Below are 25,581 nucleotides of genomic sequence, written 5' to 3'. Positions count from 1 at the left end.
TAAGCCTACGTTAACAACAACGTATTGCGAATGCACTGGTTGACTTATTATTTGATGGCCACATGCCAAAGCGTTGTTCACATAGCCACTTAGTCTGTACGAGGGCTACAGCGACCAAGCAATCTAGGTGCATTATAAAAGTAAAAATACCATGGACTGCCACGGCCTAACGGCCTCGCAGTGACGTATTAGCATCACCTTTCCTAGAAGAACGACTCTGTTGGTATTCATTTGGTATAGATTTGATTATTGCTATTGTGTTGTAGTATTTTGCAGAACAAATTGTCCAAATGCGCGTGGTTGCTCGCCAACAGAGATATGATTGATGACTTTATTGGTTGTGGCATCAATCACGGCGATGTTATTTTCGCCCCAGTTTGCAACGAAGATGAGGTGGTTAGTCGCATCATAGCTAATGCCTTCCGGCGTTTCTCCAACTTTAATAGTCGATATCATTTGGTTGCTGTTAAGGTCAATGATCGAAACACTTTCGTCTCGTGTGTTAGTCACATACAGCGTTTGATTGTCGGGGCTGGTAACAGCGCAATAGGGATGATCGCCTACAGCGATGACCTTTTGCGTCCAAGTGTGCGTATTGATAATAGAAACGCTATTGTCATAGACATTCACGCTATAGAGCGTGTTGCCATCGGTGCTAAGATTAATGCCAAACGGATGCTCACCTACAGTAAAACGATGATGAACGCTTAAATTGTTGGTGTTGAGCACGACAATTTCATTCGAATCGCGTGCGGCGACATAAAGACGCTGGTTATCTGGGCTGACGATAATACCAGCTGGGGCTTGTTCGACGGTTGCTTGATTGGTAATGGCATAGGTTGTTGGATCAATCGCTAGCACGCGGTTGCTATACCAATCTGCGACATAGAGTGTTTTGTGATTAGGTGCCATGGCAATACCAACAGGAGATCCGTTAACGGGAATGCTATGAATAACAGTGTTGGTATTGGTATCAATCACGGCTATGTTTTGACTGTCTACGTTAGTGACAAAAATACGTTGTAATGTTGCTGATCCAGCGATGCCAACAGGCGCTTTATCAACGGTAATGGTGTGAATCACTTGTTGTTGCTTGTTATCAATGACAGAGATTGTGTTGTCACCTTGGTTGCTAATATAAGCAAGTACAGCAGGTGATTGCACACAAGCATTGAGTGAAAGCGTCAATATTAATAAAATAATTGCTAATATAAATGACGATAAGTGATGGGTGAAATGCATGCGTACTCCTTAATATTCTTAATATTATAGGTTAAATAGAAAGCGCTACTTTCATTCATGCCTAAAGTGTGAAAAAATCATGGTAAATATTATAGGCAGTAGATTATGTTAGACCGTGACGGTTTTCGTCCGAATGTGGGTATTATTTTGTGTAATGCGCAAAATAAGGTGTTTTGGGGTAAGCGAATTAAAGAGCATGCTTGGCAGTTCCCGCAGGGTGGCATTGATTATGGAGAGAGTCCTGAAGCGGCGATGTATCGCGAGCTGATGGAGGAGGTGGGGTTGCGTCCTGAGCATGTGCAAATATTAGGACGTACGCGTGATTGGTTGCGCTATGAAGTGCCTAGCCATTGGGTGAAGCGTGAGTTTAGAAGTAACTATCGCGGACAAAAGCAAATTTGGTTTTTGTTGCGCTTGATTGGTCGAGATAGCGATGTATCACTGCGGGCGACTGCACATCCAGAGTTTGATGCTTGGCGTTGGAGCGATTATTGGGTATCACTCGAGGACGTTGTTGAGTTTAAACGTGAAGTTTATAAATTGGCCTTAAACGAATTGGCGTCTTATTTGCATTATAAGCCAAAAGCCATACGACCAAAAAAAGCAAAAAGACCTGCATTAGAAAAGCCGGAGCAACTGGCAAAAAAATAGTGGAGACTTTAATTTGGTGACTGATTAGCCATCAACTCGCCAAGTTTAATTGTTTGTGCTGGTTGCCAATTGGTATTAAAAGCTAACGTTTTTTGCTGAAACAGCATAACCACAGTCGATCCAAGTAAGAAGCGACCCATTTCTTCACCTTGTTTTAATTGAATTGTTTGATCCTGATATAGCCATTGTTGCACAGTTTTTTTGCGTGGTGGGTTAATCACGCCATGCCAAACGGTCGCCATGCTGCCCACAATTGTTGCACCAACTAATACCATCACAAAAGTGCCGTTTGATGGCGATGTAAACTCGCAAACTACACGTTCATTGCGTGCAAATAAGTTGGGTACATTTGCTGCTGTTGTCGGATTAACTGAAAATAAATCACCAGGTACATAGGTCATACTTATCAATCGGCCATCGCACGGCATATGAATGCGATGGTAATCTTTTGGGCTCAGATATAAACAGGCAAAATGGCCGTCCATAAACTGATTAGCGAGTTCGGCCTTACCTGCAAGCAGGGCTAAGGTGGTGTAATCATGGCCCTTGGCTTGCAGGATTTGATTGTTACGAATCGGGCCAAATTGGCTAATTGCACCATCTACAGGGCAAATAAAATCTGCATTGGCAATTGGTCTAGCATTGCTCTTTAATGGACGTGTAAAAAATGCATTAAAGCTTTTGTAGCTATGGATGTCAGGATTTTCTGCTTCCTGCATGTTGACTTGATAACGCTTCACAAACCATTGAATGACTTTGGTCGTGAGTGCCCCCCATTGTTGATTGGCCAGGATGCCAGCAAGGATAGTGATGGCTTGCTTGGGAGCAATATATTGTAAAAGGATTGCGAGGTTCAATGCGTTCTTTCAAGGCTAATGTAGCGTTTTTGTTGATGTGTACAATGATTTGAATGTGATTATATCGTTTTTTACCGTAATCAATGCATGCGCTTTGGCTCTTCTGCTATTGCCAATGTCTCATTTTCGTCGCAAGTCCTTATTACGCATCACAGGCGCTTCAATGTTATCGCGTGTGTAGGACGGCGATCTGGCTTGTTAAGGACGATGGTTTGGGCTGTTTCGTCGCTACATTCCTCGCAAAAAAGCCGCTGGTCACTGTGAGTGAAGTTTGGCCCTCTAGCCTTTTTGTTGGGTTCAAAAAGAGTGGACAATGAAGACCTATAAAAAAAGCACAGTGCCGAAGCCTCTGTGCTTTTTAAACAACCAAACTCACTTATTAAATAGCCAAACTCATTTAGTTTTTTGACTTATCAATGATTTTGTTGGCGGCAATTGAAGGCATCATGGCGCGTAATTTTGCACCGGTGATTTCAATTGGGTGTGCAGCGTTATTGCGACGACGTGCAGTCATAGAAGGGTAGTTTGTTGCGCCTTCTGCGATAAACATTTTTGCATATTCGCCAGATTGAATGCGTTTTAATGCATTGCGCATGGCTTCACGTGATTGTTCGTTAATCACTTCAGGGCCAGTCACATATTCGCCATATTCTGCATTGTTTGAGATAGAGTAGTTCATGTCGGCAATGCCGCCTTCGAACATTAAATCAACGATGAGTTTTAATTCATGGAGACACTCAAAATAAGCCATTTCCGGTGCGTAGCCAGCTTCTACCAATGTTTCGAACCCCATTTTAACTAACTCAACAGCACCGCCACACAATACCGCTTGCTCACCGAATAAATCAGTTTCTGTTTCATCTTTAAAAGTGGTTTCGATAATGCCAGTGCGACCGCCGCCAACACCCATAGCGTATGAAAGTGCTAGCTCTTTTGCTTTACCAGATGCATCTTGGAAAACAGCAATTAAATCAGGAATGCCGCTACCGCGAACGAATTCTGATCGAACGGTATGACCAGGTGCTTTAGGCGCAATCATAATCACATCTAAATCGGCGCGTGGTACCACTTGGTTGTAATGGATGGCAAAACCGTGCGCAAATGCTAATGTGCCGCCTTGTTTAAGGTTAGGCGCAATAACACTTTCGTAAAGACCTTTTTGGAATTCATCGGGCGTTAAAATCATTACAACATCAGCAGCTTTAATTGCATCAGCTGTTTCAGCAACTTTTAAGCCTTCGTATTCTGCTTTTTTCCATGAAGTAGAACCTTTACGCAAACCAACAGTAACATCTACACCAGAGTCTTTAAGGTTTAACGCATGCGCATGACCTTGTGAACCATAACCAATAATGGCTACTTTTTTGCTTTTAATAATGCTGAGGTTAGCGTCTTTGTCGTAATAAACTTTCATTTCTTTTCCTTGTAATTGCGAATACTTATTTTGTTATATAGTGTTAATGCTACGGTGTATAACTTATAGCTTTAAAATTCTGTCACCACGTCCAATACCAGACGCGCCTGTGCGTACTGTCTCTAAAATTGCGCTTTTGTCTAAGCTTTCAATAAAGGCATCTAGCTTATGGCCAGAGCCAGTTAGTTCAATCGTGAAGCTGCCGTCTGTCACATCAATAATGCGGCCACGGAAAATGTCACACATGCGCTTCATTTCTTCTCGATGGGGATTGGATGCTTTGACTTTAATCAGCATCAGTTCACGTTCAATATGCTTGCCATCGTTTAAATCCAGCACTTTAACCACGTCAATTAATTTATTTAATTGCTTGATAATTTGTTCTATGATGGCATCGTTACCGCTGGTGACAATGGTCATGCGTGAAAGCGTAGCATCTTCTGTGGTGGCTACGGTGAGTGATTCAATGTTGTACCCACGCGCTGAGAATAGACCAGCAACGCGTGATAATGCACCAGGTTCGTTTTCCATTAAAATTGAAATGATATGCCGCATTATGAGTTCTTTCCTGTAATCATTTCAGACAAGCCTTTTCCATTAGGCACCATAGGGAAGACGTTTTCAGCTTGATCGGTAATAAAGTCCATAAACACCATGCGATCTTTTAATTTTGGGCTAAACGCTTCTTTTAATGCATCCTCGACATCCCCAGGATGGGTAACGCGCATGCCAACATGGCCATAAGCTTCCGCTAATTTTATAAAGTCAGGTAATGCATTCATATAAGATTCTGAATAGCGGTTCTCATAGAAAAACTCTTGCCATTGTCTGACCATGCCCATATAACGATTATTTAAGGTAATCACTTTGATGGGTAAGTTGTACTGCTTGCAGGTAGAAAGCTCTTGGATACACATTTGGATAGATGCTTCACCGGTTACACAGGCAACCTGTGCGTCTGGATACGCTAATTGCACGCCCATTGCATAGGGTAAACCAACGCCCATGGTGCCCAATCCACCTGAGTTAATCCAACGACGTGGCTTGTCAAAGGGGTAATATTGCGCTGCCCACATTTGATGTTGGCCAACGTCTGATGTGATAAAGGCATCCCCTTTGGTGACATCATATAAAGACTTGATGACCTGTTGCGGCTTGATCAGGTTGTCATCCAATGCAAAATCTGAATAGCGTTTGCTACGCCACTCTTCAATTTGTCGCTTCCAATCGGCAAGTGCGGCGGTGTTTTGTGCAGGCTTTTCTTCACTAATCAGCGCGTTTAAATCACTGAGTACAGATTTCACATCGCCCACAATTGGTACATCAATTTTGACACGTTTTGAGATGGATGATGGATCGATATCAATATGAATGATGGTGCGAGGGCGGCTTAAGAAATGCTCAGGATTGCCAATCACGCGGTCATCAAAGCGTGCGCCAACAGCAAGTAATACATCACATTCTTGCATCGCCATATTGGCTTCGTAAGTGCCGTGCATACCCAACATGCCCAAGGATTGCTTGTCGGTGGCAGGGTAGCCGCCTAAGCCCATTAATGTGCTGGTGGTTGGTAAGCCCATGGATTGAACAAATTGCGTTAATTCGGCTGATGCATTACCTAATACGACGCCGCCGCCAGTATAAATCATTGGGCGCTTGGCTTCCGCAATAAGCTTGAGTGCTTTTTTAATTTGGCCTGAATGCCCTTTGGTAATTGGGTTGTATGAACGCATTTCCACTTTTTGTGGGTATTCAAATCGATTTAAAGTAGCCGTGATGTCTTTAGGAATATCAACAAGCACAGGACCTGGGCGACCCGTTGATGCGACATGAAAGGCTTTCTTCATCACTGGGGCGATATCGTTAATATCTTTAATCAAAAAGTTATGTTTGACACAAGGGCGCGTGATGCCAACGGTGTCGCACTCTTGAAAAGCGTCCTCACCAATGGCATAAGTTGGTACCTGGCCGCTAATAACAACCATTGGCACAGAATCCATATAAGCAGTCGCAATGCCTGTGACAGCATTTGTTGCGCCAGGCCCTGATGTAACTAAGGCGACGCCTACTAAACCAGTGGATCTTGCATAGGCATCTGCTGCATGTAATGCGGCTTGCTCGTGGCGCACTAAGATATGTTCGAATTTATCTTGCTGATAAATAGCATCATAAATATTAAGTACTGCGCCTCCCGGATAGCCAAATACAAATTTGACGTTTTCCGCATGTAGACACTTAATCAGAATTTCTGCCCCAGTAAATTCAGGCGTCATTTGTGGTTGATTATCAGGCGTAGCTTGATTCATAAATTTTATCGGTTTAGCTTGTTTATACGAACCTTACACAATAACTGTTTGGACATATTTGGTCAAGATGTAGGCGCTTTAAAGCCCAATATTTGCTTTTAAATAAATGCCATTATGATTGATGAGCAGGTCCGAAATGTTACGAGCAAGATGGGTATTGTTTTGTGACAATAAGGATGGATAAGACTTTCACTTTAAGGAGGGTTAAAAATAACACTTTACTTTATTAATAAGAATCATTAGCATTAACAAATTAAGGAATGTAATGATAATGGAGTCTTTTGGCGATGAAGCTGCAATGTGTGGACAATTTGATCCAGATTTGCCAACAGCTAACCATGTGTTAACGGCGCTTGCTTGTGTTGCATCACAGTATGCATTAAATCCATCTTTACATTTGGCTAAGCTAGCGTTGCGTTTATCCACAAATTTATTGGCGCCAGAATATGGGTATGTCCGTTCTACTGAAGAGGTGGCCTATCGTTTAATTGCGCAATGGGAGTGTATTGTAGAAAAATATATGGCTATACATGCCAGTGTTATTCCACAGCACCAATTATTACAATAATAAACTTGAATGAGGAAAGTGAAATGTCGAGATTAACTGGGCCAAGAGTCAAAATAATGCGCGCATTGGGTGTTGATTTACCTGGGCTATCTCGCAAAACCATCGAAACTAGGCCTTTTCCACCTGGGCAACATGGCAATAAAGCTTCACGCAAAAGACTTTCTGATTATGGTGTTAAGTTAAATGAAAAGCAAAAAATACGATTTAATTATGGGTTAACAGAAACGCAAATGCGCCGCATGATTGTCGATGCGCGTAAAGGTAAAGCGCCTACGGGCGAACGATTAATAGAACTGTTAGAAAGACGCTTAGATAACGTTGTTTTTCGTGCTGGGTTTGCGCCTACAGTAATAGCAGCTAGGCAGTTGGTGAATCATGGCCACTTATTGCTCAATGGCCAAAAAGTCAATATTGCTTCTATTCGATTAAAAGTAGGAGATGAAGTCACCATTAAACCTAAAAGCAAGCAAATACCAGTTGTGGCTGAAGCATTAAAGCAACCTGCATTAGATAGACCAGAATGGTTGATTTGGGATGAGGGCGCACAAAAAATAACAGTAGCGCATTATCCGGGTGCGGATGATGCCCCATTTCCCGTCGATTTACAGTTGGTTGTAGAGTTTTACGCAAATCGTGTTTAACGCTAGCACTAGCTAGCTAAGAATTTAAGATGACCCCTAACACATCTTAAATGTTGTAAATGCATAGCAATGTGCATCTCCTTAGATCGTGAACGATCTTTTTGGTCGCAGTTGATGAAACTTGACGTAAGACGACCATTTTTTTGAAATAGAGAGAGTGAAGGTTGGAGCAGCAGGTTGAGCACCAATTTTTTATTAAAGTAACCAGTTGGGTTTATTCCTTGCAACAAAATTCAGCGTTGCCGATGCCAGCGTCATTGCACTGTTCTATCTAGCAACGTCTAATCCCCATCATCTGCAATGGCCTCAATTTGGCATGTGTTATCTGGAACAATCGGGGCTTTATCATGATCGTTTTGTGCTCAATCATGCAACTGAGTTAACTATTGGTAATACCTGTATGGTTAATGCGGATAATACGGTTATGATGTCAGTGGGTTTACAGTAATTAGACTAGCAAGCAATATAGAGAGTTAGCGTCAATATCCATTAAATTGCCAAATAGCATTGTCTGGCTATAGCTTTCAACCGATAAAAGACAATGATTGACGCTAAGATTGATTGGTCATTTATACGCGTTTGATTTGCCGCATGAGTCGATCAAATGATTGTTTTGAGTTTGACATGGCTAATTTTACATGCTGCGCATCGTTGAGCAAGTTGCACAGGCCTGTGAAAGAGGCTTCGTCTAGTCTAAGGCTCAATGAACCTATCATCAGTTCGTAGGTATTGTGCGTTTCGCAGTAAATAATGCGACTGATATTGTTGCCTGCTAAGGTTATGTTGCTGCATTGTTGGTGATTCATTGATTATCCTTTTCTATTGACGCGCTTGATGCTCGTATTCATTCATTATTCGAGTCCAATGTACACACATTCTGCGAGATACTGTGCAAATCAGCTCAGATTCGGCATATTCTGGTGTCATGAGTTTTTCGGCTAGCCGTAAAGCCAGTTTGGCAAAGTCTTGCGATGGTTTTTTGTTGTAGATAGTGGATACATAAAGTAAGGAAGCCATGACAGAAGCCGCATCTGGATGTTCGGGGTCATGCTCTTCGCTTAGCAGTGTCGTGCCGCTTGATGCATACGAATTGGTGAGGTTCATTTTTCCCTTTCTGTGGCTATGCCACACTTTCAATTTTGGTTTGCATGACGATTTTGGCGGCTGCTTTGCGCAGCATTTCATTCACCACAATAAAACTATTTGCTTCAAATTTAAGTGTAGTGCCGCCAACTTCAATTTCTACGGTATCTGAAGATTTGTGATACAACACTTTACAAGAGGTGTTGCTAGGCAACCGTGTTTGGCTAACGATATTAAGATGTTTCATATGCTACTCCAGAACAATGAAATTAACTAAATGATAATCATTCTCATTCAATGTGTCAAGCAACCATTGCAAAAATGATTGGTGTGTTAGCAGCTAGGCATAATGGACATATTCATCAAAAATGAATACTTAATATTAGTGGCGGTAATCCGCTCTTTAGTGATGCTTAATAGAGGGTATCTGATGAGAAAGCACGTCCATCAGAAATTGCGGTGAGTGGTATTGATGAGCCATTGCAGCATGTTACTCATCAAGATGTGGTGCAACTTTTAATACTTCTTCAATCGTGGTTAGTCCGGCAGCTACTTTTTCCAAACCATTGAGCATTAATGGTTGCATACCTTCCTGATAAGCCAGTTTTTTAATTTCTGCTAAATCGGTATGAGGTGTAATTTGTTTACGTAAGGTTGGTGTGATAGTCAGCATTTCATAGATACCGCTCCGTCCTTTATAGCCGGTATGACGGCATTCGAGACAGCCGACTGCTTTCATTGCAGTAGTCGGTTTAGTGGCTTTAAATGGATGGGTCACTGATGACCATTCAGCATCGGAAATTTCCGTTGGTGCTTTACATGCAGGGCACAAGGTGCGTACCAAGCGTTGGCCCATAATTCCTAAAACAGTAGAGTGAATGAGGTAAGAGGGCACGCCTAAGTCTAGTAGGCGGGTAATGGCAGATGGCGCATCATTGGTATGCAGTGTAGACAGGACTAAATGACCTGTTAAAGCAGCTTGAATTGCCATATCCGCCGTTTCACTATCACGAATCTCGCCTACCATAATAATATCTGGGTCTTGCCGCATTAAGGTGCGAATGCCTTGTGCAAAACTCAGCCCGATGTTGGTTGTTACTTGCATTTGGTTAAACGCAGGTTCAATCATCTCAATGGGGTCTTCTACTGTACTGACATTCACCTCCGAGGTAGCCAGATGTTTTAAGGTGGAATAGAGTGTTGTTGTTTTGCCAGAGCCTGTGGGGCCTGTTACCAAAATAATGCCATTAGGGTGTTTGGTCCAATCCTCCCACAGCGCAGCTTGTTTTTGAGAGAAACCTAATGTTACAAAATCTTGCAAAATGACCTCTGGCGTAAATACACGCATCACCAACTTCTCACCAAACGCAGTGGGCATTGTCGATAAGCGTAATTCAATTTCGTGGCCTTCAGTATTAATGGTTTTGATGCGACCATCTTGTGGACGGCGTTTTTCAACCATATCCATACGACCTAACAGCTTAATTCTGCTGGTGATGGCGTTCATGATATTAGCGGGTAACTGATACACTTGATGTAATACGCCATCAATTCTAAAGCGCATCACGCCGTTGGCTCTGCGAGGCTCTAGATGAATATCGCTGGCACGTTGTTCAAAAGCATATTTGAACAGCCAATCTACAATATTAACGACATGTTGTTCATTCGCATCTAAGTTTTTATCTTTGCCTAATTCAACTAATTGTTCAAAGTTTTGTACGCCAAGAATTTGTCCTGTTTTAGATAAGTTGGCTTTGTTGATAGAGGACGCTAAGTTATAGACTTCCGGTAGATAACGATTAATCTCAAGCGGATTAGCTACCACAAGTCGAATTTTCATACCCAAAATACGTTCTAGCTCTGGCATCCAATCCGCATGATAAGGATCTGCAGTAGCCACTACTGCCTTATCTCCTTGGATAGAAATTGGCATGATTTTTAAGCGCTGTGCATAAGCCTTAGACACCATCTGTGCAGCTGAGCTAAAGTCAAGTTTTAATGGATCGATATGATAAAATTCATGTCCAGATTCTGTTGCCAGCCATCTTGATAAAAAGTCAGCATTCATCGTTTTGCCGCTTATTGCATCTTGCCATTTTTGTTCTGCGACAATAATAATAGGGTGTAAATTCGAGCTATCTAATTTACGATCTTTGTAAAGCGTTTCAGCTTTTGCTTTACTTACTTTTCCAGCATTAACTAACATGCGAAGAAATTCGCCCAAGCCAAGCTGGTTTTTATTAACTGAAGCGTTCATTTTTGCCATAAGTGCGTGTGACCTAACTAAGCAGTGCAATCAATGTCGTCTAGCGCAATCCTATTGGATTCGCATCGACAAATCAATGGCTTGTATATTTTTTGTTAATGCCCCAATTGAAATACGATCGACTCCGGTTTCTGCAATTTGGTGCACATTATGCAGTGTGACATTGCCCGATGCTTCTAATAATGCTTTGCCTTGGTTGATATGAACGGCAGTACGCATATCCGCTAGGCTAAAGTTATCAAGTAACACGCTGCTTGCGCCCGCAGATAGTGCTTCATTGAGTTCGGTTAGGTTTTCCACTTCAATTTGGATACTTGCTTGCGTATTTAACGCAAACGCTTGTTTCAATGCTGCGGTGATACTACCTGCGGCAGCAATATGATTTTCTTTAATTAAAATGCCATCATAAAGACCAATCCGTTGATTAAACCCTCCGCCAACTGTCACCGCATATTTTTGTGCTAAGCGCAAACCAGGCACTGTTTTTCGGGTATCTAATATTTGTGCTTTCGTCCCTTGAACACGCGCTACATATTGGTTGGTTTGCGTGGCAATCGCCGATAATGTTTGTAGAAAGTTAAGCGCACAACGCTCCGCAGTCAATAAAGCACGTGCGTTGCCTCTTATTTCACATAAATGCTGATTGGGGCTGATTTGCTCACCTTCTTCAATCCACCAATGTATATGAATGTTTGCATCTATTTGGGTAAAACAGGCATTCACCCAGTCAATACCACAAATAATTGCTTTTTCACGGGCAATAATTGTTGCTTTGGTCTCGATTATGGGGACAAGAGATGCGGTTAAATCGCCTGTACCAATATCTTCAGTTAATGCACGTTGAACCAATTCAGTGACTAGCATACTAAATTGGTCGCTACCGCGAAGATAGTGTTTTGTCGTTAGAGATGCGTTCATATTTACATTATAATGCAGCTTATAAAAACTAGGTCCTTACTATATGAAACTGTTATACACACCGAATAGTCCCTATGCCCGTAAAGTGCGTATTGTTGCAATCGAAAAACATATTGAACTGACATTACAAACGGTCGTTCTGGGTGATCCAGATTCGCCGCTGACACAATATAATCCGCTAGGCAAAGTACCGACTATCGTGTTGGATGATGAGACGCCTTTATATGATTCGCGCGTGATTGTTGAATATCTTTCAGCTCGCACTCCTGTGAACCACTTGCTACCAAGCGAGCATAAACTAAAAATTGAAGTCTTACGTTGGGAGGCGCTGGCGGATGGTGTGTGCGATGCTGCTGTTGCCATTATGCTTGAACAGCGCAAGCCTGAAAATCAGCAGTCAGAATTGGTGTTAAAAAAACAGCTACTAAAAGTAGAAAATGGCTTGGCTGTTTTAAATACAGATTTAAGCAAAAAGAAATGGTGCGTTAATGAGACCTTTAGCTTAGCCGATATTGCAGTTGGCTGTTTATTGGGCTACATTGATTTACGTTTAACCGCATTAAATTGGCAAGACCAATACCCGAATTTAGCCAAACATTTTACCATTCTGAGTAAACGACCAAGCTTTAAGGATACAGAGCCAAGCCGTGATTAATGGCGTTGGTGCCTATTTTAAACGGCACTAGTAATAATACCGCCACCTAAACAGACATTGCTTTCATAAACAACGGCAGATTGCCCAGGCGTAATCGCCCATTGTTTTTGGCCAAATCGAATATCCACTTCTTCTGCATTAATCGCATCAATTTCACACGGCGCATCAGGCTGGCGATAACGGGTTTTGGCTGCATACACCCAGTTTGTTTTTGGCGCCTCACCGCTAATCCAATGCAACTGACCTGCTTTTAAACCATCGTTAAGCAATAACGGATGGTCATGCCCCTGTACCACAATGAGCTCATTGGCCGCCATGTCTTTTGCTGCAACAAACCAAGGTTCGCCATTGCTATCGCGGCTCCCACCAATTTTCAACCCTTGACGTTGACCTAATGTGTAATACATCAAGCCATCATGTTGACCGATTGTTTTGCCTTCAGGCGTTTTGATGTCACCTGGTTTTTTAGGCAAATAACGTTGTAAGAATTCTTGGAATGGGCGCTCGCCAATAAAGCAAATACCAGTTGAATCTTTTTTCTCGGCATTAGCTAATCCGATTTTACGTGCCATTTCACGTACTTCACGCTTTAAGTATTTTCCTAATGGAAATAATGTTTTGCTTAATTGTGCTTGGTTTAAACGGTGCAAAAAATAACTTTGGTCTTTACTGCCATCATCTGCTTTTAACAGTTGATAATGACCTGCTTTTAAAGGATTTTCACGTACTTGTGCATAATGCCCTGTTGCGATTAAATCTGCGCCTAGCGCCATGGCATGATCTAAAAAGGCCTTAAATTTTATTTCTGCATTACATAGAATATCAGGGTTAGGCGTGCGACCCGCTTCATATTCTGCCAAGAAGTTGGCAAATACACGGTCTTTGTATTCTTGACTAAAATTGACTGCTTCAATTTCAATATCCAGTTTGTCTGCAACGGCAACGGCATCTATCAAATCTTGCTTACTGGAACAATACTCATCATCGTCATCATCTTCCCAATTTTTCATGAATAGACCCGTGACTTCATAACCTTGTTGCTTTAATAACATCGCAGTGACTGATGAATCGACGCCGCCAGATAGTCCGACAATTACTTTTTTACTCATATTTGTTGCTCATCAATAAAATGTTTTATAAGTGGGTGATGGTTGCTAATGGATAGCGCTTGCCCGCAAGATAATCTTCAAAACAGGTCAGCACTTGATCACTACGCATTAAATGTTGCCGTTGCCGTATCTCCTCAATGCCCATCCATACGGCTCTAATAATCCCATCATCTAAGGCCTGCTCAGGATAATGGTTGCTGACTGAGCCAATAAAAGCAAAACGAAGATAGGTTGTCTTGTTGTGATTGTGCTTCCAATGATAAATGCCCAATAGCGCTTCTGGCATAAAATCATAAGCTGTTTCTTCTAGGGTTTCTCGTATCACCGCATCAATAATCGTTTCGCCATCTTCTAAATGGCCAGCAGGTTGATTAAAACGGTTGCCACGACTAGTCGACTCTTCTACTAGTAAAAACTGACCATTTTTTTCAACAATTGCAGCGACAGTTGTGTTTGGTTTCCAAATTTCTTTCTTCACATTACTTTTCTTAAAAGACACTTTTATCATTTTACGCTAAGCTGTCCACTACGGATAGCTAAGCGTCAATCCACTTTAAATAATGAATGTTTTGGTAAACTGAAGGTAGACAATATAAAGTAACGATATGACAGCAAAAAACAATAGACAAATGGTGATTTTGGCTTCGAGAAGCCCGCGCCGAATAGAATTACTCAAACAGGTTGGCATTGATTGTATTGTGTTGCCTGCTGATATCGATGAGTCGGTGAGACAAGGTGAGTTGCCGATTCAGTATGTAAAGCGTTTAGCCAAGGAGAAGGCACTGGCTACGGCAGCTAATATGAAAAAGGAGTACTCTCATCTGATCGTATTATCAGCAGATACGACAGTGAGTGTAGGAGATGAGATATTAGGTAAGCCAGAACATGACCAGGATGCACTAAGGATGCTAACGCTATTATCAGGTAAACAGCATGCGGTGCATACAGCGGTAGCTGCTTTTTATGGTGATAAAGTGCATGTCGTGTTGAATACGACAAAAGTTAGCATGGCGCGACTCACAGCAGAAACTATCAATACTTACATTGCGTCTGGAGAGCATCGAGATAAAGCGGGTAGCTACGGCATACAAGGCAAGGCGGCAGCTTGGATAGAAAGTATTGAAGGTAGCTATTCTGGTGTGATGGGATTGCCTTTATTCGAGACGGTCCAACTGATTAATAAAGTGGCTGCGGCATCATTGAAAACGATTAAAAATTAAAGAAGAGTAAAAAATTGGGACAAGAGATATTAATTAATGTGACGCCGCAAGAAACGCGCGTGGCTGTTTTAGAGCATGGCGTTGCTCAGGAATTGCATATAGAGCGTAGCTCTTCATTAGGTATTGTTGGCAATATTTACTTTGGAAAAGTGTGCCGCGTATTACCAGGTATGCAATCGGCTTTTGTGGAAATTGGTCTGCAGCGGGCTGCTTTTTTGCATGCGGCCGATATTAAAGAGTGTCAAAGTGATCAGGAAACGCAAGGAAGGCCAATTCAAGAAGTGTTACGTGAAGGCCAGCTTATTATTGTCCAAGTGATTAAAGAGCCGATTGGCACCAAGGGTGCGCGACTAACCACAGAGGTGAGTATTGCTGGGCGTTTTTTGGTGTTTCTGCCGCATCAGGCGCATATCGGTGTTTCTCAACGTATTGAAGATGAAGACGAACGAGAACTGCTGCGCAATCGTTTATTAGGATTGCTGCCAGAAGACAGAAAAGGTGGTTTTATCATTCGCACCATGTCTGAAAGTGCGACAGATGAAGAGTTATTGGCAGACGTGGCTTATCTTGAAAAAGTATGGTCAAAGATTCAAGAAGATAGCAAAGTGGCGACAGAACGCTCTTTGATTTTTTATGATTTAAGCCTGCCAAGACGTGTGCTTCGCGATATTGTGAATAAAGAGACTGTGAGCATTCGTGTCGATTCAAAGGAGACCTTCACTTTGATGAAAGAGTTTGCCGAGTTGTATGTTGTTAATGCAGTTAAACTGCTTAGCCATTATCAAGGTAAACGACCAATTTTTGACTTTTATAACATTGAAAAAGAGTTTGAGCTTGCTTTTCTACGCAAGGTCGGCCTGAAATCGGGAGGCTATTTGATTTTTGATCAAACAGAAGCCTTAACAACTGTTGATGTGAATACTGGCAGTTTTGTAAGCGGAAAAAGCTTATCGGATACCATTTTCAAAACCAATTTAGAGGCGGCTCAAGGCATTGCGCAACAATTACGATTGCGTAACTTAGGCGGTATTATCATCATTGATTTTATTGATATGGATGAAGATGAACAGCGTGCAAAAGTGCTCGAAGAGCTGAATCGTGCATTGAGTATTGATCGTGCCAGAACAAATGTGAATGGCTTTACTCAGCTCGGCTTAGTTGAAATGACGCGCAAACGGACACGTGAAAGTTTGGCACATTTGTTGTGTGAACCATGTGAAGTGTGTTCAGGTCGTGGAGAGTATAAAACAGCGCAAACGATTGCTTATGAGATTATGCGTGAGCTATTGCGTGAATCTAGGCAGTTTGAAGCAAACGAGTTTAAAGTGATTGCTTCGCCCAGTGTGATTAGTTTGCTACAAGATGAAGAGTCGCAAAGTTTGGCAAATTTATCTGACTTTATTGATACCCGCATTGTGCTGCAAGTGGATACTCAGTATCCACGTGAAGTTTTTGATGTGGTATGGAGCTAGCGCGGCATTTTGTAACACCGCTTAGCTTCTATTTAAAATGCAGCAGCTATATTTCTAGCCAGTGTATCGATGACGGATACATTCAGCATTTGCAGTAGGATAATGGCAATCATGGGTGAAAAATCGATGCCGCCCAAAAGTGGAACAAATTGCTGAATAGGTCTTAATATCGGACGTGTTAAATGATGTAACACTGGTGCAATAGGCGTGTGCGGATTGACCCAGCTTAAAATAACATGCAAGATGAGTGCGTAAAAGAAAATATCAAATAAGGTACTAACCACCCCCAACAAACTCAATCCCAACAATCCTGGCAAAATAGGCACATTTGCCACGGCAAAAGGAAATCCTCGTAATCCAAGTATTGCTAGATGCAACAGCAATTGGGTAATAAAGGCAAGTAATAGTGTAGATAAATCATTTTTCTTCCAGCTAGGAATAAAACGACGTGCGGGTTTAACTGCAAAGTCGGTTAATGCAATGACAATTTGACCAACTGGATTATAAAATGAGACCTTAAGTGCTTGCATAATAAAGCGCAGTAAAAACATTAAAGTAAGTAACCCTAGCAATGTGCTCAGTAAAAATTGGGTAGCGCTTTGTATCATGTGAGTTAACCTTCGTCTATTTGCATTGATATCATTATTTTAACGTGCATGGTCTTATTTATTAAATAGCGCGTTTGTATTGCCACTATCAACAGCCACTTTGCTAAGTTCATCGCCAAGGGATATGGCGCGGGCATAAGCACTGGTAGTAGCTTTTTTGATGGCTTCTTTTACTTCAGATTGTTCTAAACTGAGCAGTCCTTGTTCGGTAGTGCCACCTTTAGAGGTGACTTGTTCTCGTAACCTTGCTACTGACGTTTGGCTAGTTGCAGCAAGCAGGCTAGCTCCTTTAAAGGTGGCGATGCTCAGTTGTTTTGCTTCTGCCTCTGTTAAGTCAAGTGAATGCGCAGCAGCCGCTAACGCTTCTATCAAATAAAAAACATAAGCCGGACCACTACCTGAAATTGCCGTAACAGCATCTAGCTTTGTTTCATTATCAAACCATATTGTTTCTCCTGCTGCTTTTAATACTTGGTCTGCTGCGGCTATCTGTGCAATCGAAACAGTTGGGCTTGCATAGAGTCCTGTAATGCCAGCTTGGATTTGCGCTGGTGTATTGGGCATAGCGCGAACAATAGTTGGATAATGATTAAGCCATATACTTAAATCCGCTACTCTCACACCAGCTGCAATAGAGATAATTAACTGGGTTTTTAGCCAGGGCGATAGTGTTGCTGCTAAAGCAGCTAGCTGTTGTGGCTTAACAGCTAACACAACAGTGTCACAGACCGCAGTTTCTGCTAGTTCGCAAGTGGCTTTTACACCAAATTGCTGCTCTAGGTCGTCACGTTTTTGCTTATCTAATTCAACAACAGTGATGTCACACATAGAAAACTGTTTTGACTTAAGCCCAGCAATTAACGCTTGTGCCATATTGCCGCCACCAATAAATGCTAATTTCATATTCATTTACTCTTCATTGTTTTTCACAGATGTTCTAGCACCAAAAATGGCAGAACCGACACGTACCATAGTAGCACCTTCTTCAATCGCTACCATATAATCATCAGACATACCAATCGACAAGGTGTCAACCGCAAAGCCATGTTCTTGTAATGCTAAGAAAGCAGCTTTCACTAGTTGAAATTGCTCACGTTGTTTTGCAACATCATGCGTAGGCGCAGGGATTGCCATTACACCTCTCAGTGTTAAGTTTGGCAGATCGGTAATTGCCTTTGCTAGGGCGATCAATTCTTGTGTTTGAATACCGCTTTTGCTCGCCTCATTGCTGCTGTTAAGTTGAATGCAAACGTTAAGTGGCGGCAAAGTATCACCACGCGCATTGGATAAGCGCTGTGCAATTTTAAGACGGTCAACTGATTGTACCCAGCTAAAGTGTTGTGCGATTAGCTGTGTCTTGTTGCTTTGAATAGGACCAATAAAATGCCATTCTATATTGCAATCGGTGAGCAGATTTTGTTTGATCATCGCTTCCTGCAGGTAATTTTCACCGAAAGCCGCTTGCCCAGCGTGATAAGCCTCTTTTACTCGGTCGGCAGTTTGTGCTTTACTGACGGCGACTAAAAATACTGTGTCTTGTAGACTAGAATTGATTTTCGCGAGCAGAATATTTGCTTGAACAGCTTGCAAGGAGTCGGAAATTATGGTCATAATTCAATGATATTGAAGAATATACTTTATGTTGAATCTTAAGCGATAAATTATAACAGGAGTTGAAAGTGGATATTTCAGATTTACTGGCCTTTTCAGTCAAAAACAATGCTTCAGATTTGCACTTGTCGGCAGGCATTCCACCCATTATTCGGGTACACGGTGATATTCGTAAAATCAATGTTCCAGCTTTGGAGCATAGTGAAGTACATAATATGGTGTACGACATCATGAACGATGGTCAGCGTAAGCGCTATGAAGAAACAATGGAATGTGATTTTTCATTCGAAATTCCAAATCTAGCGCGTTTCCGTGTCAACGCTTTTAATCATGATCGTGGTGCTGGTGCTGTATTTCGAACCATTCCATCAAAAATTCTCACTTTAGAAGAGCTTAGGTGCCCGCCCATTTTTAAAAATATCGTCGATGTGCCCCGTGGCATTGTATTGGTGACAGGGCCCACTGGTTCAGGTAAGTCGACTACTTTAGCCGCAATGGTGGATTACATTAATGAAAATCAAATGGACCATATTTTAACCATTGAAGACCCAATTTAATTTGTTCATCAGTCGAAAAAGAGTCTTATTAACCAGCGTGAGGTTGGACCTCACACCTTATCTTTCCAAAATGCACTGCGCTCAGCCCTGCGTGAAGATCCAGATGTTATTTTGGTTGGTGAGTTGCGCGATCTTGAAACGATACGTCTGGCATTGACCGCAGCTGAAACGGGTCATTTGGTTTTTGGTACTTTACACACCAGTTCAGCCGCTAAAACGATTGATCGTATTGTTGATGTATTCCCGGCAGCAGAGAAAGAAATGGTGCGCTCTATGCTATCGGAATCGCTAAGAGCGGTGATTTCACAAACGCTTTGTAAAACCAAAGATGAAAAGGGTCGCGTTGCTGCACATGAAATTATGATTGGTACCCCAGCTATTCGTAATTTGATTCGTGAAAATAAAGTGGCGCAAATGTACTCTTCGATTCAAACAGGCCAAAATTTAGGGATGCAGACATTAGATCAAAGCTTACAAGAGCTCGTCAGAAGAAATGTGATTTCTGCGCAAGAGGCACGATCAAAAGCGGCTAATAAAGAATCTATTGTTGATTAAAAATGGAGTTATCGATGGAAAAAGGACAGGCAGAAGAGTTTGTATTTGATTTGCTCAGGTTGGCACTTGAACGCAATGCATCCGATATGTTTATTACAGCAGGCTTCCCACCAGCGCTTAAGATTGACGGCAAGCTAACGCCTATTCAATCAGAACGCTTAACTGCGCTCCAAGCGCGAGAAATATGCCGCTCAATTATGAAAGATAAGCAGGCTGCAGAGTTTGACCGAACGAATGAATGTAATTTTGCTATCAGCATTCCCGACGTAACGCGGTTTCGTGTCAACGCGTTTATTCAACGTGGTTCTGTTGGCCTGGTATTTAGGCCTATTACCTCTAAAATTCCAACCATAGACGAACTAGAGTTGCCCAGCGTGCTAAAAAAGATTGCTATGAGTAAGCGTGGCTTGGTGATTTTTGTGGGTGGTACTGGCTCGGGTAAATCAACATCGCTCGCGGCAATGGTTGGTCATCGCAACCAGCACGACCATGGCCATATTATTACCATTGAAGACCCAGTTGAATTTATGCATACGCATAAAAACTGCCTAGTGACACAACGAGAGGTGGGTGTGGATACAGATAGTTGGGAAATTGCATTGAAAAACACATTGCGACAAGCGCCCGATGTGATTCTCATTGGTGAGATTAGGGATAGAGAGACGATGGATTATGCCATTGCTTTCTCGGAAACTGGACATTTGTGTATGTCAACATTACATGCGAACAGTACTAACCAAGCCATCGATCGTATTATTAACTTTTTTCCTGAGGAGCGAAGAGCACAATTGCTGATGGATTTATCTTTAAATCTACGTGCTTTTGTTTCGCAGCGCTTATTACCAAAAAGCGATGGAACTGGGCGTGTGGCTGCAATTGAGATTATGATTAACTCACCTTTGATCTCAGATTTAATCTTTAAAGTGGATTTACATGCAATTAAAGCAGTGATTGCACGTTCTCAAGAATTGGGTATGCAAACCTTTGATCAAGCCTTGTTTGATTTACATGAAGCAGGAAAAGTAACCTATGAAGATGCATTACGAAATGCAGACTCTGCAAATGATTTGCGATTGCGCTTTAAATTAGAAAGTAAACTTGCCAAAGATAAAGACGTATTTTCTAAATTAGATCATCTTGGTGTGCTTTAATCTTGATGTACTGTAATCTTGGCATGCTGTAATCATGGTTTACTGGAATCTTGGTCTACTGTAAAAGTGTCAAAGTAAAAAGCCGATATCAATCGGCTTTTTTACAACCATATAGGACTATTTTCTATATCATCAAAACGCAATTATTTGACCTTGCCACCAGATAACGTATTTTGCAGTTTTTTGAGTGTTTCCCATTGATTACTGCCAGCCAGTTTAGCTTGTTTGGCCCAAGTGCCAGGGTTGGCAATACGATAGCGCGGCCCACCTTTATCTAAAATGGCACGCATTTGTGGTACTGTGGCATCAGCAACTTGCGCAAAAGTATTCAGTCCGTTATCTTTAAAAAGTGCGCTAATTTTAGGACCAATACCCTCAATGACTGTTAAGTCATCAGCATGTTTAATGGAAATGCCCGCAGCCTTGGCTGCTGCTAAATCAATCACAACTGTTGCGGTTGACTTTGGTTTTGCGGTAGTGGATTTTGGTGTAATTTTTTTGGGCGCTATCGTTTGCTTGGTGTTCTCTTTAGGGGTGTTCGCAGTGTTAACCGACGTGTCTGCAGCCTTTTCTATTGCTTGTGTTGTTTGTTGATTGTTTTTACAACAACGTTTAGATAGCCAATAATATAGCAACCAACCAATCAATGCAGCGACGATTAACCATAAAACAGTACATCCGAAAGATCCCATGATTGTCTCCTAATGGATAAAATGACTTTTTGATATGCGCTTAATTGAACAATACACGCAATACTAAACAATCACTATTACTCTCTTTTCATCAAGCGTCAAGTGTGAGTGTTGTATCAAGGCGACAACTCTGGCCGCTATTGCACGTTGCTTTGATAAGTGCTTTGATAAGTCACTTCCCCATTCAGTAAGGTATACATCACTTTTCCAGTAAGCTCCATATTGATAAAGGGGGTGTTTTTGCCCTGGCTCATGAGCATATTTGGGGTGACCTGCCACGCAGCCTCAGGATCGAAGATAGCGATATCCGCATGCGCACCAACACTAAGATTCCCACTTTGAATCCCTAATATTGCGGCTGGTTCACTTGTTATTTTAGCAACGGCTTTTGACAGAGGTGCTTTACTATTGGCTGACCACTTTAAGGTTAAAGGTAATAGTAATTCTAAGCCTGTTGCGCCAGCCTCAGCCAATGCAAAAGGCAGTAATTTTGCGTCTTCATCAACAGGCGCGTGGTCTGAACAAATGGCATCAATAGTGCCATCTACAACACCCAAACACAGTGCATCTTTATCACGCTGAGTACGTAGTGGTGGTTTTAAATGGGCATTGGTGTTGAAGTAACCAATATCATGCTCAGTAAGGTGTAAATGATGAATACTGACGTCAGCAGTAATAGACACGCCATTCTTTTTGGCAGCTCTTATCAGCGCAACACCTTCTGCCGTTGAAATTCGGCAAAAATGGATTTTTGCTTTCGTTTCTTGTGCAATCCGCAAGACAGCGGCTACTCGTAATGCTTCCGCTGCGCTGGGTATTCCCTTTAAACCAAGTCGCCCAGCAACCTCGCCATCATGCGCAACGCCGTCTTTGGCGAGGAAAGGTTCTTCGGGACGTAAAAATACCGTATAACCAAAAGTGGCAGCATACTCTAAAGCGCGCCAAAGAATCTGCGTGTCAACGATTGGGTGGTCTGCTTGTGTAAATCCAGCACAGCCCGCTTCGGTCAGTTCGCACATTTCTGTTAATGTCTTGCCTTCTAATTTTTGTGTCAATGCGCCAAGTGGGTAGATGCGTGCTAAATTGTAGCGCCATGCACGAAGTTTGAGCATTTCAACTAATCCCGGCTCATCAAGCACAGGGTCGGTATCAGGCGGGCAAGATAGGCTAGTTACGCCACCAGCGGCTGCAGCGCGTAATTCACTTGCTAACGTTGCTTTGTACTCATCGCCAGGTTCACGTAATCGTGCGCAGAGATCAACAAAGCCTGGCGCGACAATTAAGCCGCTGGCATCAATGGTTTGATTGACAGAAAATGTGGGTGGCGCTTTACCTATACCAACAATTTGTCCCGCAGCAATATAAAGGTCTTGTTTGGCATCAATGTTATTTTTAGGGTCTATGATACGACCATTTTTGATTAATATGTTCATGCTGAACCCCCTGCAAGAATTGCCATTACAGCCATTCGGATGGCGATGCCGTAGGTGACCTGCGGCAAAATGACTGCCTGGTTGCCATCGGCAACACGCGAATCAATTTCTACCCCTCTGTTCATAGGGCCCGGGTGCATGACGATAGCATCTGGTTTTGCAAACGCAAGTTTTTCTGGCGTTAAGCCAAATGTCTTAAAAAACTCCTGTGAGCTTGGCAACATCGCACCACTCATCCGCTCGTTTTGCAAGCGCAACATCATCACAACATCAACATCTTTCAGTCCAGCTTTCATATCATGAAAAACATGCACACCCATTTTTTCGACTTCATTCGGGATTAAGGTTTTAGGTGCTATTACACGTATTTCTGGAACGCCTAATGTTGTCAGTGCGTGTATTTCGCTACGTGCTACCCGAGAATGTAGTACATCACCCACAATCGCAATGCGCAAATTATGCATATCAGGCTTGTATTTGCGAATGGTAAAAACGTCAAGCAGGCCTTGTGTTGGATGCGAATGTCGTCCATCACCTGCATTAACAACGCTGATATTATCTGGCACATGTTGTGCAATTAAATGTGCCGCCCCACTTTGATTGTGACGCACGACAAACATATCAGTGTGCATGGCAATCAGGTTATTGATGGTATCTAGAATGGCCTCGCCTTTTGATTGTGATGAAGTGTTCACATTTAGATTAATCACATCGGCCGATAGTCGTTTAGCCGCAATTTCAAAAGTGGTGCGTGTGCGAGTGCTATTTTCAAAGAAGATATTACAAACAGTCTTACCACGTAGTAGAGGGACTTTTTTAACATCACGCTCAGCAACACTCACAAATGATTCTGCGGTATCTAAAATTTGCAGTAATACCTTTTTGGGCAAACCCTCTATGCTTAGCAAGTGCTTGAGTTTGCCATCATTGGTTAGTTGCGGGTTATACATGGTCAGCATCCTGATTTATTTCTAAAACAAGGTTAAGTTTGCCTTGCGTTGTTTGTGAAAGCTGAAAGCGTTGATCAGATGAAATCGGAATATGCGCACCAACAATTTGTGGTTGGATAGGTAGCTCGGCGCCACCGCGGTTAATCAATACGGCTAGCGTAACACTGGCTGGACGGCCAAAATCAAATAGTTCATTAATAGCGGCCCTAGTGGTGCGGCCAGTATAAAAAATATCATCAATCAAAATGATATGTTTGCCTTGAACATCAAATGGTATATTGGCCGCTTGAGATTGCGTTTTTAAGCCACGCTTCGCAAAGTCATCTCGGTATAATGCGGCATCTAGTGTGCCGTTTGGTACTGCATGGTTTAATTCAGCAAGTATTCTTTCCATTAACCAAACACCGCCACTATGGATGCCCACAATAGCAGTTTCAGGCTGTATCATCGCGATAATTTTTGAGGTAATGTCGCTTAGTAATGTTTCTGGATTGGGTAGTTGCATTGCTTATGTTTTTTGTACATTATCGAAGTAAGATTGTAATATGACTTTTGCTGCCACAGCATCAATTATTGTTTTTTGTTCACGGACGTCAACGCCTGCCTCGGACAACTGCTGCGAGGCCTCGGCAGAGCTTAAGCGTTCGTCTATCATCATCACAGGTAAATTAAAGCGACCTTCCAGCCGCTGTGCAAATTTTTTCGCTAACTGCGTTAATTGGTGATCTGTACCATCTAGATAGGTTGGCAAGCCAACGATTAGCAAACTGGGCTGCCACTCATCAATGAGTTTTTTAATCTCGTTAAAGCGTATTTCATTCGTCTCTGAGCAGATAGTGCTATGTGCGTGTGCAGTTTTTAACATCGTTTCACCCACGGCAACGCCAATGCGCTTTTCACCAAAATCAAATGCGAGCACAGTTCCAGTCACATCTGGATAACTACGATCCAGTATCGGCAAGTGACTTTGATTAAGCATTAGGCATGCCCCGCAATATCGGAGAGATTACTTAAGTTGAGACCCATTATGCCCATGCCCAAATGAAAGCGATTCGCTGGCGGCTCATCAAAGATAATGTTGTGAATGGTTTGTTGCTCTGACGCTTCAAGGCTTAACCATGCATTGAGGCCCATTTCTTGTTCTAATTGTCCGGCAGACCAACCAGCGTAGCCCAGCGCAATCATCATTTTTTCAGGTGCGTCGTTGTTGGCGGCTGCTTCTAAAATATCTTTTGAAGTGGTCAACGACAATGATTCGTTAATCGTAATGGTGGCATCATACTCTTGATGAGGGGTATGCAACACAAAACCACGTTCTTGCTGAACCGGGCCCCCTTCGTAAATAGGATGCTTAAGCAATGGCCCTGGTTTGGCGCTTAATTGAATTTGTGCAAATAAGTCGGCTACCGTGTGATGGGAAGGACGGTTAATCACGATGCCCATTGCGCCATCTTCGTTATGCGTGCAAATGTAGGTAATTGTTTGAGAAAAACGCGGGTCAGTCATGCTAGGCATTGCAATGAGAAACTGACCTGTAAGATTTAAATTTTTCAATTCAATTAGTTTAACACATTTTGAATAAAACAAAACTGAATAAACCAAGCTCAATCATGAAGTTAACA

29 protein-coding genes and 1 pseudogene are annotated in these 25,581 nt (G+C 42.3%); 9 read left to right on the top strand and 21 right to left on the bottom strand.

Features of this window, described 5'->3' with window-relative positions:
* Positions 1 to 252 precede the first annotated feature (252 nt).
* Complete coding sequence (locus tag KFB94_02335; protein ID QVL45969.1) at positions 253 to 1,242, bottom strand: beta-propeller fold lactonase family protein; 990 nt, start codon at positions 1,240 to 1,242, stop codon at positions 253 to 255.
* Between the two features lie 105 nt (positions 1,243 to 1,347).
* On the opposite strand from KFB94_02335, the gene KFB94_02330 reads away from it, so the two are divergent.
* Entirely contained in the window at positions 1,348 to 1,893 is a 546-nt protein-coding gene (locus KFB94_02330) for an RNA pyrophosphohydrolase (protein QVL45968.1), read from the top strand.
* An 8-nt stretch (positions 1,894 to 1,901) separates the two neighbouring features.
* Here the strand turns inward: KFB94_02330 and psd are convergent, their stop codons facing one another.
* From psd to ilvB, 4 genes are all read right to left on the bottom strand, one after another.
* A complete protein-coding gene (gene psd, locus KFB94_02325) occupies positions 1,902 to 2,750 on the bottom strand; it encodes a phosphatidylserine decarboxylase (protein QVL45967.1) in 849 nt (282 codons plus the stop codon).
* 397 nt (positions 2,751 to 3,147) lie between these two features.
* Positions 3,148 to 4,164, bottom strand: coding sequence for a ketol-acid reductoisomerase (ilvC, locus tag KFB94_02320; protein QVL45966.1), 1,017 nt, complete (start codon positions 4,162 to 4,164; stop codon positions 3,148 to 3,150).
* Between the two features lie 63 nt (positions 4,165 to 4,227).
* The gene (gene ilvN / locus KFB94_02315) at positions 4,228 to 4,719 is read right to left on the bottom strand and encodes an acetolactate synthase small subunit (protein QVL45965.1); all 492 of its coding nucleotides are present in this window, start codon (positions 4,717 to 4,719) and stop codon (positions 4,228 to 4,230) included.
* On the bottom strand, positions 4,719 to 6,437 hold the full coding sequence (gene ilvB / locus KFB94_02310; GenBank protein ID QVL46538.1) for a biosynthetic-type acetolactate synthase large subunit: 1,719 nt from the start codon (positions 6,435 to 6,437) through the stop codon (positions 4,719 to 4,721). The genes ilvN and ilvB overlap by 1 nt, the downstream gene beginning before the upstream one ends.
* Positions 6,438 to 6,741: 304 nt before the next feature.
* Between ilvB and KFB94_02305 the strand changes: the two genes are divergently transcribed.
* From KFB94_02305 to KFB94_02295, 3 genes are all read left to right on the top strand, one after another.
* Complete coding sequence (locus tag KFB94_02305) at positions 6,742 to 7,038, top strand: hypothetical protein (protein QVL46537.1); 297 nt, start codon at positions 6,742 to 6,744, stop codon at positions 7,036 to 7,038.
* A gap of 23 nt (positions 7,039 to 7,061) precedes the next feature.
* A complete protein-coding gene (rpsD, locus tag KFB94_02300; GenBank protein ID QVL45964.1) occupies positions 7,062 to 7,679 on the top strand; it encodes a 30S ribosomal protein S4 in 618 nt (205 codons plus the stop codon).
* A gap of 208 nt (positions 7,680 to 7,887) precedes the next feature.
* Entirely contained in the window at positions 7,888 to 8,127 is a 240-nt protein-coding gene (locus tag KFB94_02295; protein ID QVL45963.1) for a hypothetical protein, read from the top strand.
* 121 nt (positions 8,128 to 8,248) lie between these two features.
* On the opposite strand, the gene KFB94_02290 is transcribed toward KFB94_02295, so the two are convergent.
* The 5 genes from KFB94_02290 to KFB94_02270 form a co-directional block, all read right to left on the bottom strand.
* Positions 8,249 to 8,485: a hypothetical protein gene (locus tag KFB94_02290; GenBank protein QVL45962.1), complete on the bottom strand. Its 237-nt coding sequence runs from the start codon at positions 8,483 to 8,485 to the stop codon at positions 8,249 to 8,251.
* A gap of 13 nt (positions 8,486 to 8,498) precedes the next feature.
* Positions 8,499 to 8,783 (bottom strand): hypothetical protein, encoded by a 285-nt coding sequence (locus KFB94_02285; GenBank protein QVL45961.1) that lies wholly within the window; start codon positions 8,781 to 8,783, stop codon positions 8,499 to 8,501.
* A gap of 16 nt (positions 8,784 to 8,799) precedes the next feature.
* Entirely contained in the window at positions 8,800 to 9,009 is a 210-nt protein-coding gene (locus tag KFB94_02280; protein ID QVL45960.1) for a hypothetical protein, read from the bottom strand.
* 243 nt (positions 9,010 to 9,252) lie between these two features.
* Complete coding sequence (locus KFB94_02275; GenBank protein ID QVL45959.1) at positions 9,253 to 11,028, bottom strand: type II/IV secretion system protein; 1,776 nt, start codon at positions 11,026 to 11,028, stop codon at positions 9,253 to 9,255.
* 51 nt (positions 11,029 to 11,079) lie between these two features.
* Complete coding sequence (locus KFB94_02270; protein ID QVL45958.1) at positions 11,080 to 11,946, bottom strand: carboxylating nicotinate-nucleotide diphosphorylase; 867 nt, start codon at positions 11,944 to 11,946, stop codon at positions 11,080 to 11,082.
* A gap of 43 nt (positions 11,947 to 11,989) precedes the next feature.
* Between KFB94_02270 and KFB94_02265 the strand changes: the two genes are divergently transcribed.
* Complete coding sequence (locus tag KFB94_02265; protein QVL45957.1) at positions 11,990 to 12,601, top strand: glutathione S-transferase N-terminal domain-containing protein; 612 nt, start codon at positions 11,990 to 11,992, stop codon at positions 12,599 to 12,601.
* Positions 12,602 to 12,618: 17 nt separating this feature from the next.
* On the opposite strand, the gene mnmA is transcribed toward KFB94_02265, so the two are convergent.
* Both mnmA and KFB94_02255 read right to left on the bottom strand, forming a co-directional pair.
* Positions 12,619 to 13,710: a tRNA 2-thiouridine(34) synthase MnmA gene (gene mnmA / locus KFB94_02260; protein QVL45956.1), complete on the bottom strand. Its 1,092-nt coding sequence runs from the start codon at positions 13,708 to 13,710 to the stop codon at positions 12,619 to 12,621.
* Positions 13,711 to 13,735: 25 nt separating this feature from the next.
* Positions 13,736 to 14,218 carry an NUDIX hydrolase gene (locus KFB94_02255; GenBank protein QVL45955.1) on the bottom strand — a complete coding sequence of 161 codons (483 nt, stop codon included), beginning with the start codon at positions 14,216 to 14,218 and terminating at the stop codon, positions 13,736 to 13,738.
* 97 nt (positions 14,219 to 14,315) lie between these two features.
* Here KFB94_02255 and maf point away from each other — a divergent pair, with 97 nt between their 5' ends.
* Positions 14,316 to 14,930, top strand: a complete 615-nt coding sequence (gene maf, locus KFB94_02250) for a septum formation inhibitor Maf (protein ID QVL45954.1) — start codon at positions 14,316 to 14,318, stop codon at positions 14,928 to 14,930.
* A 14-nt stretch (positions 14,931 to 14,944) separates the two neighbouring features.
* The gene (gene rng / locus KFB94_02245) at positions 14,945 to 16,402 is read left to right on the top strand and encodes a ribonuclease G (GenBank protein QVL45953.1); all 1,458 of its coding nucleotides are present in this window, start codon (positions 14,945 to 14,947) and stop codon (positions 16,400 to 16,402) included.
* Positions 16,403 to 16,434: 32 nt separating this feature from the next.
* Here the strand turns inward: rng and KFB94_02240 are convergent, their stop codons facing one another.
* The 3 genes from KFB94_02240 to KFB94_02230 are packed head-to-tail and all read right to left on the bottom strand — an operon-like array spanning position 16,435 to position 18,621.
* A complete protein-coding gene (locus KFB94_02240; protein QVL45952.1) occupies positions 16,435 to 17,010 on the bottom strand; it encodes a YggT family protein in 576 nt (191 codons plus the stop codon).
* 54 nt (positions 17,011 to 17,064) lie between these two features.
* Positions 17,065 to 17,913: a pyrroline-5-carboxylate reductase gene (locus KFB94_02235; GenBank protein QVL46536.1), complete on the bottom strand. Its 849-nt coding sequence runs from the start codon at positions 17,911 to 17,913 to the stop codon at positions 17,065 to 17,067.
* A 6-nt stretch (positions 17,914 to 17,919) separates the two neighbouring features.
* Complete coding sequence (locus KFB94_02230; GenBank protein QVL45951.1) at positions 17,920 to 18,621, bottom strand: YggS family pyridoxal phosphate-dependent enzyme; 702 nt, start codon at positions 18,619 to 18,621, stop codon at positions 17,920 to 17,922.
* 68 nt (positions 18,622 to 18,689) lie between these two features.
* On the opposite strand from KFB94_02230, the pseudogene KFB94_02225 reads away from it, so the two are divergent.
* Both KFB94_02225 and KFB94_02220 read left to right on the top strand, forming a co-directional pair.
* Positions 18,690 to 19,733: pseudogene (locus tag KFB94_02225) on the top strand (type IV pilus twitching motility protein PilT).
* A gap of 14 nt (positions 19,734 to 19,747) precedes the next feature.
* Positions 19,748 to 20,884 (top strand): PilT/PilU family type 4a pilus ATPase, encoded by a 1,137-nt coding sequence (locus tag KFB94_02220; GenBank protein QVL45950.1) that lies wholly within the window; start codon positions 19,748 to 19,750, stop codon positions 20,882 to 20,884.
* 143 nt (positions 20,885 to 21,027) lie between these two features.
* Here KFB94_02220 and KFB94_02215 read toward each other — a convergent pair whose 3' ends face one another.
* From KFB94_02215 to KFB94_02190, 6 genes are all read right to left on the bottom strand, one after another.
* On the bottom strand, positions 21,028 to 21,576 hold the full coding sequence (locus KFB94_02215) for a hypothetical protein (GenBank protein ID QVL45949.1): 549 nt from the start codon (positions 21,574 to 21,576) through the stop codon (positions 21,028 to 21,030).
* A 137-nt stretch (positions 21,577 to 21,713) separates the two neighbouring features.
* On the bottom strand, positions 21,714 to 23,009 hold the full coding sequence (locus KFB94_02210; GenBank protein ID QVL45948.1) for a dihydroorotase: 1,296 nt from the start codon (positions 23,007 to 23,009) through the stop codon (positions 21,714 to 21,716).
* Positions 23,006 to 23,959 (bottom strand): aspartate carbamoyltransferase catalytic subunit, encoded by a 954-nt coding sequence (locus tag KFB94_02205; protein ID QVL45947.1) that lies wholly within the window; start codon positions 23,957 to 23,959, stop codon positions 23,006 to 23,008. The genes KFB94_02210 and KFB94_02205 overlap by 4 nt, the downstream gene beginning before the upstream one ends.
* Positions 23,952 to 24,464: a bifunctional pyr operon transcriptional regulator/uracil phosphoribosyltransferase PyrR gene (gene pyrR / locus KFB94_02200; protein ID QVL45946.1), complete on the bottom strand. Its 513-nt coding sequence runs from the start codon at positions 24,462 to 24,464 to the stop codon at positions 23,952 to 23,954. The genes KFB94_02205 and pyrR overlap by 8 nt, the downstream gene beginning before the upstream one ends.
* A gap of 3 nt (positions 24,465 to 24,467) precedes the next feature.
* Complete coding sequence (gene ruvX, locus KFB94_02195) at positions 24,468 to 24,938, bottom strand: Holliday junction resolvase RuvX (GenBank protein ID QVL45945.1); 471 nt, start codon at positions 24,936 to 24,938, stop codon at positions 24,468 to 24,470.
* Positions 24,938 to 25,513, bottom strand: a complete 576-nt coding sequence (locus tag KFB94_02190) for a YqgE/AlgH family protein (protein QVL45944.1) — start codon at positions 25,511 to 25,513, stop codon at positions 24,938 to 24,940. The genes ruvX and KFB94_02190 overlap by 1 nt, the downstream gene beginning before the upstream one ends.
* Between the last annotated feature and the right edge of the window lie 68 nt (positions 25,514 to 25,581).

The sequence above is a fragment of the Methylophilaceae bacterium genome (assembly GCA_018398995.1).
In the GTDB taxonomy this organism is placed as follows: domain Bacteria; phylum Pseudomonadota; class Gammaproteobacteria; order Burkholderiales; family Methylophilaceae.
Note: the sequence above shows the minus strand (reverse complement) of the source record. Positions and strands in the feature narration are given on the sequence as shown.